At 37.9% G+C, this 12,631-nt stretch carries 14 protein-coding genes; 7 read left to right on the top strand and 7 right to left on the bottom strand.

Going from position 1 to position 12,631, the window contains the following annotated elements; translation table 11 throughout:
• Nucleotides 1–54 precede the first annotated feature (54 nt).
• Entirely contained in the window at nucleotides 55–741 is a 687-nt protein-coding gene (locus BMW42_RS04510) for a TetR/AcrR family transcriptional regulator (protein ID WP_092766555.1), read from the bottom strand.
• A gap of 198 nt (nucleotides 742–939) precedes the next feature.
• On the opposite strand from BMW42_RS04510, the gene BMW42_RS04505 reads away from it, so the two are divergent.
• Entirely contained in the window at nucleotides 940–1,785 is an 846-nt protein-coding gene (locus tag BMW42_RS04505) for an SDR family NAD(P)-dependent oxidoreductase (RefSeq protein ID WP_035264797.1), read from the top strand.
• 51 nt (nucleotides 1,786–1,836) lie between these two features.
• Here BMW42_RS04505 and BMW42_RS04500 read toward each other — a convergent pair whose 3' ends face one another.
• The 3 genes from BMW42_RS04500 to BMW42_RS04490 all read right to left on the bottom strand — a co-directional run bounded on the left by BMW42_RS04500 (nucleotide 1,837) and on the right by BMW42_RS04490 (nucleotide 5,500).
• Nucleotides 1,837–3,204, bottom strand: coding sequence for an MATE family efflux transporter (locus tag BMW42_RS04500; RefSeq protein WP_092766554.1), 1,368 nt, complete (start codon nucleotides 3,202–3,204; stop codon nucleotides 1,837–1,839).
• 113 nt (nucleotides 3,205–3,317) lie between these two features.
• On the bottom strand, nucleotides 3,318–4,472 hold the full coding sequence (locus BMW42_RS04495) for a methionine aminotransferase (protein WP_092766553.1): 1,155 nt from the start codon (nucleotides 4,470–4,472) through the stop codon (nucleotides 3,318–3,320).
• Nucleotides 4,473–4,627: 155 nt separating this feature from the next.
• The gene (locus tag BMW42_RS04490) at nucleotides 4,628–5,500 is read right to left on the bottom strand and encodes a LysR family transcriptional regulator (protein ID WP_092766552.1); all 873 of its coding nucleotides are present in this window, start codon (nucleotides 5,498–5,500) and stop codon (nucleotides 4,628–4,630) included.
• Between the two features lie 97 nt (nucleotides 5,501–5,597).
• On the opposite strand from BMW42_RS04490, the gene BMW42_RS04485 reads away from it, so the two are divergent.
• From BMW42_RS04485 to thrH, 4 genes are read left to right on the top strand one after another with little or no spacing between them, the layout of a single operon-like run.
• Nucleotides 5,598–5,879, top strand: a complete 282-nt coding sequence (locus BMW42_RS04485) for a hypothetical protein (protein ID WP_092766551.1) — start codon at nucleotides 5,598–5,600, stop codon at nucleotides 5,877–5,879.
• The gene (locus BMW42_RS04480) at nucleotides 5,822–6,367 is read left to right on the top strand and encodes a 2OG-Fe dioxygenase family protein (RefSeq protein ID WP_092766550.1); all 546 of its coding nucleotides are present in this window, start codon (nucleotides 5,822–5,824) and stop codon (nucleotides 6,365–6,367) included. Before BMW42_RS04485 ends, BMW42_RS04480 begins: the two co-directional genes overlap by 58 nt.
• A gap of 3 nt (nucleotides 6,368–6,370) precedes the next feature.
• Nucleotides 6,371–6,979 (top strand): LysE family translocator, encoded by a 609-nt coding sequence (locus BMW42_RS04475; RefSeq protein WP_035264787.1) that lies wholly within the window; start codon nucleotides 6,371–6,373, stop codon nucleotides 6,977–6,979.
• A gap of 12 nt (nucleotides 6,980–6,991) precedes the next feature.
• The gene (thrH, locus tag BMW42_RS04470) at nucleotides 6,992–7,624 is read left to right on the top strand and encodes a bifunctional phosphoserine phosphatase/homoserine phosphotransferase ThrH (RefSeq protein ID WP_092766549.1); all 633 of its coding nucleotides are present in this window, start codon (nucleotides 6,992–6,994) and stop codon (nucleotides 7,622–7,624) included.
• 187 nt (nucleotides 7,625–7,811) lie between these two features.
• On the opposite strand, the gene BMW42_RS04465 is transcribed toward thrH, so the two are convergent.
• The 3 genes from BMW42_RS04465 to BMW42_RS04455 are packed head-to-tail and all read right to left on the bottom strand — an operon-like array spanning nucleotide 7,812 to nucleotide 10,286.
• Nucleotides 7,812–9,119 carry a DUF445 domain-containing protein gene (locus BMW42_RS04465; protein WP_092766548.1) on the bottom strand — a complete coding sequence of 436 codons (1,308 nt, stop codon included), beginning with the start codon at nucleotides 9,117–9,119 and terminating at the stop codon, nucleotides 7,812–7,814.
• A gap of 37 nt (nucleotides 9,120–9,156) precedes the next feature.
• Nucleotides 9,157–9,711 carry a CC0125/CC1285 family lipoprotein gene (locus tag BMW42_RS04460; RefSeq protein ID WP_092766547.1) on the bottom strand — a complete coding sequence of 185 codons (555 nt, stop codon included), beginning with the start codon at nucleotides 9,709–9,711 and terminating at the stop codon, nucleotides 9,157–9,159.
• 35 nt (nucleotides 9,712–9,746) lie between these two features.
• The gene (locus BMW42_RS04455) at nucleotides 9,747–10,286 is read right to left on the bottom strand and encodes a DUF924 family protein (RefSeq protein WP_092766546.1); all 540 of its coding nucleotides are present in this window, start codon (nucleotides 10,284–10,286) and stop codon (nucleotides 9,747–9,749) included.
• A gap of 212 nt (nucleotides 10,287–10,498) precedes the next feature.
• Here BMW42_RS04455 and gshA point away from each other — a divergent pair, with 212 nt between their 5' ends.
• On the top strand, nucleotides 10,499–12,076 hold the full coding sequence (gene gshA / locus BMW42_RS04450) for a glutamate--cysteine ligase (protein WP_092766545.1): 1,578 nt from the start codon (nucleotides 10,499–10,501) through the stop codon (nucleotides 12,074–12,076).
• Between the two features lie 18 nt (nucleotides 12,077–12,094).
• Nucleotides 12,095–12,595 (top strand): disulfide bond formation protein B, encoded by a 501-nt coding sequence (locus tag BMW42_RS04445; protein ID WP_092766544.1) that lies wholly within the window; start codon nucleotides 12,095–12,097, stop codon nucleotides 12,593–12,595.
• The last annotated feature ends 36 nt before the right edge of the window (nucleotides 12,596–12,631 follow it).

Genomic DNA, 12,631 nt, shown 5'->3' with positions numbered 1-12,631 from the left:
CAATATCTTAAATTTACTTACGATTTGTCACAATTTCTTCATCTTAATTTGATGCTACTTTTTCATTAGATCATTCAATAGGGCGAGAAAAACGGTTTTACATGCCTGAACGACCTCAGCACGTGGAAGTTTAAAACCACCTACTACCCAGCGAACAGCAACTTGAGTGACATAGCCATTTAGACCAGTTGCAATCAAGGAGATCTCTTTTTCAGTGAGATGGGTATGTGGCATCATTAATGTGACAAAGGCATGAATCATTCGGTCGAAACGGCCCATTGTTTCTTGAATGGTTGCATGATTATGAAGTTCTTGGACGAGCATTGCATCAATATAAATAATCCGAGCGGTACGCGGATCATCTTCTAAAAAACTAAAGAACGCATTTAGACCTGCATCAATCATGTTTAGAGGCTCAGGAGAGGCTTTCATAATAGCTTGCATTAATGTTTGTTGAAGCTTCTCAATCAGTTCTAAAAAGATCGTTTGGAATAAGTTTTCACTTTTCTTAAAAGATTCATAAAAGTAACGTTCAGTTAATTTCGCTTGTGTGCAAATATCTTTAACGGTTACTGAGAAAAAACCATGAGCTCCATATGCTTCAATACCCGCTTCAATAAGTTTCTCACGGCGTGCTTGTTTGCGTTCAGTTAAGGACATCCCTTTAAATTGACGCTCTTTTGCGGGAGGCTTTTCAATCGCTTGCTCGTGTTCTGATGGAGTGAGGTTCTCTGGGTTCATAGCAATTCGAGTCTTTTTATAAAAGTGTTATGCTGCGGTCAGTATAGAGTACTGATCAGCTAAAGATACTAAATTGGCCTATAGTAACAATAAAAATGGTCGATAGTTACATTGACAATAATAATTGTCAAAATTATAGTGAACATGAATGACCCAGATCAACGCTGTGGTGCATAAAAATCAAAAAAAGGATTCACAATGAAAAATTTTAAAAACAAAGTGGCTGCAATCACAGGTGCAGGTTCTGGTATTGGTCAACAACTTGCGGTGTTACTGGCTAAGCAAGGTTGTCATTTGTCTTTAAGTGACGTAAATGAAAAGGGCTTAGCAGAAACAGTTGAACTGACGAAGAATGCAAATGTACGAGTCACAACCAAAAAAGTAGATGTTGCGAATCGTGACGAAGTTAAAGCATGGGCGGCTGAAACTGTACAGAATCATGGTTCAGTGAACATGATTTTCAACAATGCTGGGGTGGCATTGGGTTCGACCGTTGAAGGTGCAACATACGAAGAGTTGGAATGGATTGTTAATATTAACTTCTGGGGTGTCGTATACGGCACCAAAGAATTCTTACCATATATTAAGAAAACAGGTGATGGACACATTATCAACATTTCAAGTCTATTCGGTTTAACTGCGCAACCCACTCAGTCTGCTTATAATGCAACTAAATTTGCTGTACGTGGTTTCACTGAATCTCTTCGTCAAGAGCTAGATATTGAAAATGTGGGTGTGAGCGCGCTTTGCGTACATCCAGGTGGCATTCGTACCAATATTGCGAAAGCTGCCAAAATGAATGACAGTTTAAAATCTTTGGGCATGAATCCACAGAAATCTGCACAGACATTTGATAAATTATTACGTTGTCCACCTGAAGAAGCAGCGCGTCAAATTCTAGAAGCAGTGCAAAAAGATCGCCGTCGTTTACTGATTGGTAACGATGCGAAAGTGATTGATTTAATGCAACGTGTGATGCCAACGGGCTATCAAAAAGTGACTGCATTTGCCACTAAAATGAGTAAACGTTTCGATTCTAAATAATCGTTAAAAAAACCCGCGTCATGCGGGTTTTTTATTTTCTTGATTTTTAATTTAAATCAGTACTTGAACAGTTTTCTTTTTCCAAACAAATTGATAATACAAACCTTGCATCACACATAAGCAAACGAAAGCCAAAGCATAAGCGTACCAGATTCCCGCCAGCCCCCACCATGCGCTAAATAGATAAGCTGCTGGGAGTTCAATACAGAGTATGGCTACAATATTGATGATCATTGGCATAGTCACAGTGCCACTTGCACGCATAATTGAGGCGAAAATAGCACTCGCGCCAAAAAATAAAATTGACCACAGCACAATAAACAATAATTGTTGCCCGAGTATCACAACTTTTTCATCTGTAATAAATAATGCCATGAGATATTTTGAGAACAAATAAGCCAAGATTACGAGCCCGCCTGTAAAGACAAAATTCATGCCCAGTGCTGTTTTAGTTACACGTGATAAAGAATCGGCTTTACCAGCACCAATCGCTTGAGCCCCAAAAATAGAAGCGGCAATTGCGATAGACAGAGCAGGGAATTGGATATAGTTCAAAACCTGATTGACTGCGCCATAAGCAGCTGTTGCTTCTGAACCATAGCGATTGACCAAACCGACAATGACTAAACCTGCCACAGAAGTCGTGACCATTTGAATGCCTGTAGGAACACCAAGCCTGAGAATAATTTTGCTCAGTTCAGGATTGTGGCGTACATGTTTACACATTGCTAAATCTGGACGTAATGGATGATTTTTTTTATTTAAATAAACGTACAGAAAAATAAGGACGGCCAGATAACCCACAATCGTAGCGATGGCGGGTGCAATGATACCCAATTGAGGAAATCCAAAATATCCAGCGATGAGAACAGGAGTAATAAAGAGCCCAATTAGACTGGTCATTCCCAAAGCGATGAGAGGTGTAATGCTATCACCGACACCACGTAAGATAGAGGTATAAATAATATAGATAAAGAGGAGTGGGCTACCTGCTAACATCCATTGAACATAAGGCAAAGATAAATGCATGACACTTGGGTCTGTGCCCAAGGCCTCAAGAATGTGGCGTGCAGATAGAACACCTAAAATGGCAATAATCGTCCCGCCGATCAATGTCATAAAAATAGTAGAGCCGACAACTGCTCGAACTTTTTCTAAATTTTGTGCTCCCCACGCTTGACCAACCAATACCGTCGAGCCAGCCGAAAGCCCAATTACAAAAGCCAAGAGACAGAACAAAATAGGGAAGAAGACTGAAACAGCAGCAATTGCTTGGACGCCCATCATTTGCCCGACGAAGATCGTATTAATTGTGCCTGATAAATTTTGCAGGATATTGGTTGCAATCAGCGGAACTAAAAAAACTAAAAAAACTTTCCAGAAACCAGGTTCATCAATCGGCCGTAAGGTTCTCGCCATATATAAGTCTTATCCATTATTGTTTTCTATATCAACGGATTGACCTTAGCACCTTATCATTCAAATTGCTTTAGTAATAAAGTAATCCGTTGCATCTCTTTTCGTTATTGTGATTAAACCTTCGTTAAAATTTCTCCTGCAAGATGCAAGGTTTCTTCTTGTTTTGCAAAACAGACTCGAATGAGCTTCAGATCTTGAGGTGGCTGTTGATAAAACACTGATATAGGAATCGCTACCAGTTTGTGTTGTTCTGCAAGATATTGGCACATTTCTATATCTGTGAGCTCAGGTCTTAGTGTACTGAAATCTAAGTTTTGAAAATAAGTTCCTGGTGACGGCAGATATTGAAATTTTGAATGTTGAATTCCATGGATGAATAAGTCACGTTTAGCTTGATAAAAATTGGGGAGATCTAAAATATGTTCAGGATGTTGTTCGATGAATTGATTAAGCGCGACTTGAATCGGATGGACACCACAGAAATTGGCAAATTGATAAATTTGACGAAATACTTTCATCAGTGCCTGAGGTGCAACGCAATATCCAGTTTTCCAACCAGTAACATGAAACGTTTTTCCGAATGAACCAATCACAAAACTACGATCTCGAAGTTCAGGAAAACTAAGCGCAGAATAATGTTGTTGACCATCAAACACTAAATGTTCATAGACCTCGTCAGAAAGTACACAAATGTTTTTATCCTGAATCAACTCGATCAGTTGTTGCCAATCTTGCTTGGACCAAATTGCACCTGAGGGATTATGTGGTGTATTTACAATGATTAATCGCGTTCGTTCATTTATTCGATCTTTCACCACATTCCAGTCAACATGGAAGTCTGGATGTATCAAGTTGATATGGATCGCTTGCGCCCCAGCGAGTTTCACTGCAGGTGCATAACTATCATAAGCAGGATCGAAAATAATTACTTCATCTCCAGCATTTACAACAGCTTGAATCGCACACAAAATTGCAGTCGTTGCACCAGGTGTAATGGTGATTTCGCTGATCGGGTCTAAATCGACTTGGTCTCGTTGGCAGAATTGGGCTGCAATTTTTTGTCTTAAACTCAGCAGACCGTCACCAGGTGGATATTGGTTATAGCCTTGTTGTGTGGCTTGAGCTAAAGCTGCAATTAATTCAGGAGGAGGTGGAAAATCAGGAAAACCTTGAGAAAGATTTAACGCGTTCAACTTTTGGGCGAGTGCTGACATCACGCTAAAAATAGTGACACCTAAGTCTGGTAATTTAGATTCAATTTTAATCATGCTGGATAGTAATATTTAGCCCGTTTCTTCGTAGTTTAGCAGTTGAAATGCCTGCACTAAATACAAATATCTGCGACATATTCGTTTTAATTTTCATAAGATTCTAATGATCTTCAATTAAGTTTAAAACCTTAGATGATCTATGTGATCTCATGTTACAAATGATTGATCTGACTTTGCTTCATTTCATTTTTTAACCAATTTAAAAAAATAATCTTCCGAGGATCTTCAATAAATCTAGTATGGGACAGTAGATAATAGGCAGAACCATCCTGAAGAATTGGTGTTATTTTTTTTACAGACTTGAGCTCTAATTCTTTTTCAATCATGTAGATAGAAATGATCGTCTTTCCTAGGCCAGCCAAGCAGCCTTCTAAACATAAGTAAAAATGCTCTAATTCTATTTTGGAATGTTTCTTCAAAATATCTTTGAGTTCATCCAATTGGTGTAATTTTTTTGCAAAATAAGGGCGTGATTTAGAAATTAACAATTCTTTGGTTTTAGGGTGGTGAGATGCTTGGACTGCCACAATATATTCATCGCCAATTTTCTCACTAAACAGATGCGACCCCCATTCAAAATCATTTCTTCGTATAGCGATATCGATATTATCTTTTTCAAAGTCGACTACACCACCACCTGTGAGCAAAACTATTTCAAAATCATGTCCAAGTTTTTTAAATTCAACAAGTCGTGGAATTAACCACTTCATCGAAATGGTTGGTTCACAGGACAGTACCAATTGTTTGTTTTCAGTTTTATTTTGAGTTAGTCCAATTAAACAATCATCCAATTGATTGAAAATATTCTGAGCGCAATGAAAAAGAGTTTCTCCTTCTTTGGTGAGTATCAAGGTTTTATTTCGTCGTTCAAATAATGTGATATTTAATATTTCTTCGAGATTGTAAATTTGCTTACTGACGGCACTTTGCGTAACAAATAATTTCTTTGCTGCAATCGTGACACTGCTGTATTTAGCGACAAAATAAAAAAACTTCAGTGAATTCAAAGATATTTTTTCTATCATTCCAAAAACTCATGTATTTTTAGTCGATTTTATTGATTTTATTTTTTTAACTTTTGTTCAAAATGAAGATTACCAAAAGCAAAATAAAGCTAATACAATGGAAAATATATTAAAATTCAGTCCATTTAACAAGCAGCATCTCGATGAATACACATATTCAAAAGAGATAATCAACAAGGGTTATGCGTTTATTGATTTAAATACATTCCAAGAAATACAGAAAAATAATAATTTTCACGATGTTAATGAGCAAGATGTCAGTGATTTTATAGACAGTTGGAACGCTCTAGATTTAGATCAATTTATGTCGGATAAAGGTAAATATCGAACAAGAAAACATGCAACTTTACTATTAATGATAAGCATAAAATTTTACTGAAAAATTCTTATATTCCTCATTTTCAGACGATTGAATACAACACTTTGAATGGTGGAATTGCGAGATATTTTTCAGAGATTGATAAAAATACAATTGAAAATCCAATTTTTAGAAATTTACTACAATTCGCATATCTCACCTTTTCAGAAATTGAAACTGAAAATTGGTTTATCGAAGCGCATCAATTTCGCATTGAAGCAAAATTTAACGATAGTGGTAAGCCAACCCCTGAGGGGATACATCGCGATGGGGTGGATTTCGTTTTAATGGCCATGATCAACCGTCAAAATGTTCAGGGTGGAATGACCCGAATTTATGACTTAAATAAGAATTTGAAAGCAGAATTTATGCTTGAAAATTTTTTAGATATCGCACTTGTGGATGATCATCAGGTCTATCACAGCGTAACGGAAATCAAAGTCAATGATTTTACGTTGGGTGATATTGGATTAAGAGATGTATTAGTGATCACGTTTAAAAAGGCATAATGAATGGGTGAGTTTATAGCAGTTATTCTCATCACCATACTCGCTGTTGTGAGTCCTGGTGCTGATTTCGCTATCGTGACAAAAAACAGTTACTTATATGGTAGAAGGATAGGTGTTCTCACTTCACTGGGAATTTCTTTAGGTGTGTTGATTCATGTGACTTATACGCTCATTGCTGTCGCATTTGTCATGGCGTATACACCTCAAATTCTAAATATTGTGAAGTATATTGGAGCCATCTATCTCATCTATATCGGTTATAAAACTTTTGTACAAAGTCCGGTTGTCGAGACGTCATCAACTGCTGCAATTAATCCTTTTCAAGCAGTGAAATATGGCTTTTTCACCAATGCACTTAATCCTAAAACGACTTTATTTGTGATTAGTACATACACTCAGATCATCAGTGTGAGTACGCCGAAAGCGATTCTGGTCGGTTATGGGCTATTTATGTCTTTTGCTCATTTTTTATGGTTTGGATTGGTGGCTTTGCTTTTTTCATCGATTGTTTTAAGACAGAAAATGTTAGCTAAGCAAGTACAGATTAACAGAGTGATTGGAACTGTATTATGTCTGCTAGGGATAGCACTTCTGTTTGCTAAATTTCAATAATAGGGTAGCAATATGAAAAAGATGGCTTTTATCGATATGGAAGGTGTTCTTGTCCCTGAAATATGGAAACACTTTTCAAATGTATACAATATCCCAGAGTTGGCGATTACAACTCGAGAAGTCGCAGACTATAAGTCTCTGATGGAATTTAGAATTAATTTACTGAAAGAAAATAAAATTCCTTTAAAACAATTAATCGATGACATTAAAGAACTGGATGTCATTCCAGATGCTAAGGAGTTTTTAGAATATTTGCAAAAGGCTGAAAATTTTGAAGTTAACATTATTTCAGATTGCTTTTATGAGTTTTTATTTCCCTTTTTTGAAAAATTAAATCTTCCTGTTAAAAATACATATTGTCATCACTTAGAAATTGGACCAGATGGATTTATAGAAAATGTTCTGTATACACGAGATAAAGGGAAACATGAAATTATTGTAAAGTTCCAAAAAGAAAACGTTTCAATGACCAATAGTATTGCGATCGGTGATGCATTCAATGATTTTTCGATGTTGCATTTAGTTGATTATGGTTTTTTATTTCAACCCTCAGAAGACGTGAGAAAGAACTCCCCAGCTTATTTTTGTAAAGTAGACTCTTATCAAGATATTATTTCACATTTAAATCGTAAAAAAATTATGTAACCTTATAATATTATTATGGTTTATATAAGATGAAGCAGATAGGAATGACTCTAGTGATAGCTTAGTTATTTAAATGGATTAAGAATAATAAATACAGCCCATTCATGCAGAAATGGGCTTTTTGATGACGTCAATTCACAATGAATTCAATTTTAGTTAGCGACCAAATTTAAATTTCATTTCTAAGTTAAATCAAAAATTCAACTGCTGCTCGGATGATCCCTAACACTAAACCGATAAATGCACCAACGACAACACCGTTGACGCGAATCATATGTAAGTCACCACCGACTTCATTTTCAATTTTATCGATCATTTCTCGTGAGTCCCATTCGTGAATGCGTTCACTGATAAATAAAATGACTTTTTCGCTGTATTGATCACTGAGATTGACTGCCATTGAACTCATTTTTTCATTTAATAATTGGCGTAATGCAGGATTGGAAATGATGTTTTGACCGACTTGTTGAATCGCAACACGTAAATTTTCAGCTATACCTGAATCTGCTTTCTCCAAATCTTCACGAATGGCATTGCACAGAATGACGACGGCACCAGTAATAAAATTTAAAACTTGAGGACTATCTAACAATGCATTTTTAGTTTCATTTAATTTAAGACTCGCCTGACTTTCAGGATTTGCCAGTTCAGTCATTAAATGCTGTGCAATACTCTCAATTTTTTGACGCCATGGATGCTCTGGATCTGCCAACATTGACTCGACACGCTCTATTAAAGAGTCAATCGTTCTTTGTTGAACATCGATACCGATCCAACTTGCGCCTTTGGCTAAACGCCACACTCCGAGTTCTTTAAATAGGGTGCGGGTTAGCTCCCGAGTTTGTTCAGGATGTGAAGTCACCCAACCGTGCGCAACATCGAGACCACGTTGTAAAACATCTTGGTGGAAGTCATTTTCTAATACGGCACGAATCATTTCACTGGCCAGGGTATTGATTTGAGTGTTCTTTACCCATTGCACACTGTTAGTTTGAATAAACCTACCGACTTGTTCTTGTCCAACAAACTCAAAAACTTTAGGCACTGTCTGTTGAATCACTTGAGTCACTTGACGATTGTTATCTGGATTGGCTAGCCATTGTCCTACTGCCAAACTCACATCTGTTTGACTCAAGCTTTTTGCCACAATCTGTGGCGATAGGAAGTTTTCTTGAACAAAACGTCCCATGGATTCTGCAATACGCGCTTTGTTACGTGGAATAATTTCGGTGTGATCTTTTAAAAACTTAGGAATAGGGATACGACCGAATGGGTTCCGAAACAAAACCGTAATGGCATACCAATCTGCTAAACCACCAACCACACCTGCTTCAGCAGACAACATTAAAATATGAATAAGCCAAACATATTCTGGAAAAATTTTGGCAGCCACCATGAGCGATATCCAAGCCAATACAGCGACAACCAGTGCGATCATGGCAAATCGTTTGCTTCGATCCAGACTAGGGGTAGTCATTGTTGGTGATGCACTCATGCATAATTCCTATGTAAGCTGTTGTATTAATATTATTTTATTGTGATAGAGAAGGCTGTGTTTGTACAGGCAGTACGTCGCCTGTAGCACTTAAACCATATTTAGACCCTAAGGCCTGTAAAATTAAACGTGCATCAAAAGCATCTTGAGGTGCTGTTTTTTGATCTTTAAAACAGGTGATGGTATAGGCTACTTGAACTGGCTCTAAACTGACCACCTGTGGCAGATCATAAAAAGGATCAAAGAACATAGGATGTCTACGATATCCATAACCATACGGGTAAGGATTGGAATAAACCACAGCTTGACGAGGTGGTTGTTGTGTGCGATTGCTTGGATCATCTTGGACTTTAAAAAAATGAAAGCCCTGTTTGACCGTTGTTTGTGCAGCTTTAAGTAAGGTTATTTCTTCAGCTGTACCATAGCTCATGTTGGATGAGCCTTGAAAACTAATACGATACGTTGATTGGTTCAAGGGAATAGTTGCGAATTGCCCAAGCTGATCAAATGTAGGCGGTTTACTTGGCGTCGTGACACAACCAGACAGCAGGATCATGCCAGATAATCCCAAAATCATGCATAAGTTCTTCATTTCGCTCTCCTGAAGTCTGTTGTATCAATATCAATTTAGAAGCTACTGTTTGGCTGTTTTAAAAATTCTATTTCCTCAGGTGTAGAGAGACGATTTAAAATTTCATTACGATGAGGATAGCGGCCGAAACGTTCAATGATGACTTGATGCTTTTTCTCAAAGTCTAAATTTACAGGGTTGCCTAATGCCTCAAACAAACGAAGCGCTTGAGTGTGAATGATTTTTGATTCGCTATGCATGAAAGGCATATATAAGAAGCTACGTTGTTCAGGTTCCAGTTCGAGATCTAAACCAAGACGAACCGCTTCTTGAGCTAGCCCAAGTGCTAATGGATCTTGGGCAAAAGATTCAGCTTTGCCACGATAAACATTACGAGAAAATTGATCCAAGACAATGATTTCTGCTAAGCGTCCTAAAGCAGTTTCCCGCCATGTCCATAGTTCGCCTGCGGCAGCTTGTTGGATGGTGTGACCAAATTGCGCTTGAATAAGTTGATCGAAAGCATCGCTTTTCGTAAACCAATGTGGTTGAGTTTCAGCACTGAACCAAAAATCTATAACGTTGTGATAATTCATATTCTTTACAGTTTGTTAGCATTTATTCTGCAATAAAATCACAAATTTCAGATGTCTTAAAGACTAAGATTGTGTTAAAAATTTGCCAAAATAAAAGGTTTATCCAACTGAAATGTATATGCAAACTGCATTTGGGAATATAAATCACGGTATACTTGATATAAATCAATAATTTTTTATCTCAGTCGTTCTTCTAGATAAGCGAGTAAGTAATGAGTCAACCCGAAGCGCTCTCTGAAACAATTTTACCAAATTGGGTGGATTCGTCGGTGTTTAAAGGTATGTTACGAGGCATTGAGCGCGAAAGCTTAAGGATGCAAAGTGATGGCTTTATCTCCCAGAAAGATCATCCTAAGGGTTTAGGCTCTGCGTTAACTCATCCTCATATTACGACAGATTATTCTGAAGCCTTACTTGAGTTTATTACGCCTCCTCAATCTTCAATTCCTGAAGCATTAAGCTACTTAGAAGATATTCATGCTTTCACTCATCGACATCTAGAAGATGGTGAAAAGCTATGGCCAATGTCGATGCCATGTATGTTGGATGATGAAGAAGAAAGTATTCGTCTTGCGCAATATGGCTCGTCCAATATTGGTAAATTCAAAACCTTATACCGTCGTGGTTTAGGTGTACGTTATGGTCGTCGTATGCAGACGATTTCAGGTGTACATTACAATGTTTCATTCCCTGATGCGTTGTTTGAGCAGTTGCAAGCAAACGAGCAAGATGAAGCTTTAAAACAGCTCAGTTTGCAGGATTATCGCAGCCATCGATATTTCGCTTTAATTCGAAATTTCATTCGTTTAACCCCATTGGTTATGTTTTTGATAGGTGCAAGCCCATCGGTCTGTCGTTGTTTTATGACGGGTCGTGAACATCATTTATTGCCTTTAATTAAGGGAACATTGTATTTGCCATATGCCACTGCATTGCGTATGGGGCGCTTTGGATATCAAAACTCAGCGCAGAAAGAGTTAGGTATTCATTACAATGATTTGAAAGGATATTTAGCAGGCTTACAAAAGGCGGTGAAAACGTCTTATGCTGCTTTCAGTCGTTTGGGATTAGATGACGAAGCGGGCGAACCGATCCAAATTAATGATCACGTACTGCAAATTGAAAATGAGTACTACAGTCTTGTACGCCCTAAACAAGTACCACAGTCTGGTGAAACACCATCTGATGCATTAGCAAACCGTGGTGTAGGGTATGTAGAATTGCGCGCAGTAGATGTGAATCCATACAGCCCTATTGGTATCAATGAAGATACTGCAGGCTTCTTAGAGGTATTAGCGCTTTATTGTTTATTAAAAGATAGTCCTGAGCTGCTAGATGATGAACTTGAAGTGATTGAACAAAACCAGCAAGAAGTTGTGAATCGTGGACGTGCGCCAAATGCTGCCATTGTTGAAAATGGTCAATCAATTGAAATTGAGACATGGGCAAATCAATATCTCAAACAGATGCAGCCTTTAGCAGAAAAGTTAGATCAAGCTCACTCGACCTCGTTGTATTCTGATGCAATGCAAATTATGCAATCACGAGTAGATGAAGTGGATGAAACCTTCTCTGCGAAAATAGTAGAAGATACACTAAAACATAGTGGTACTTGGAGCTTAGGTAGTGTGCTCGCGCATCAACATGCTGATCATTATCAAAATTATGTGTTATCTCAGGATAAAGTCACCTATTTTGAACAACTTACAGTGCAATCACTTGAGCAGCAACAACAGTTGGAAGCAGAGTCTAGTTTAAGCTTTAAAGAATATCTAAAAGCATATCGATAAAAATATTGAGGAAAGTATATGCAGTGGCAAAATTACCGCATGGTGAGTGGCCTGTTGTTTATAGCCAGCGTGATTGGAATGGCCTTCGCGTTGTATCTCGAACATGTCCAAGGTCTTGAACCTTGTCCATTGTGTGTATTTCAACGGTTAGGTCTGATCGGATTGGGGCTGATTTCTTTTATTGCGTTTCTACACAATCCCGTCCGTAATGGTTTAAAACGAGTATATGCTTTCCTAGGGACATTATCGATTTTATGGTCAGCGGGTGTTGCTGCACGTCATGTCTGGCTGCAGAGTTTACCTCCGGATAAAGTGCCAAGTTGTGGGCCTGGTTTAGATTATTTGGTAGATGCTTTGCCGCTTAAAACAGTGCTTCAACAAGTGCTGTCAGGATCAGGCGAATGTGCGGTAGTAGACTGGACTTTCCTAGGTCAGTCTTTACCTGTGTGGTCTTTGGTATTTTTTAGTATTTTGGTGATCATCTCGATTTGGCAGTTATTCAGAAAGTATTCTGCTTAAAATAAAAAAGCCAACTAATAGTTGGCTTTTTTATTG

Source organism: Acinetobacter sp. DSM 11652 (genome assembly GCF_900109815.1).
Taxonomy (GTDB): Bacteria; Pseudomonadota; Gammaproteobacteria; order Pseudomonadales; family Moraxellaceae; genus Acinetobacter.
This window is presented reverse-complemented; position numbering and strand designations above follow the sequence as displayed.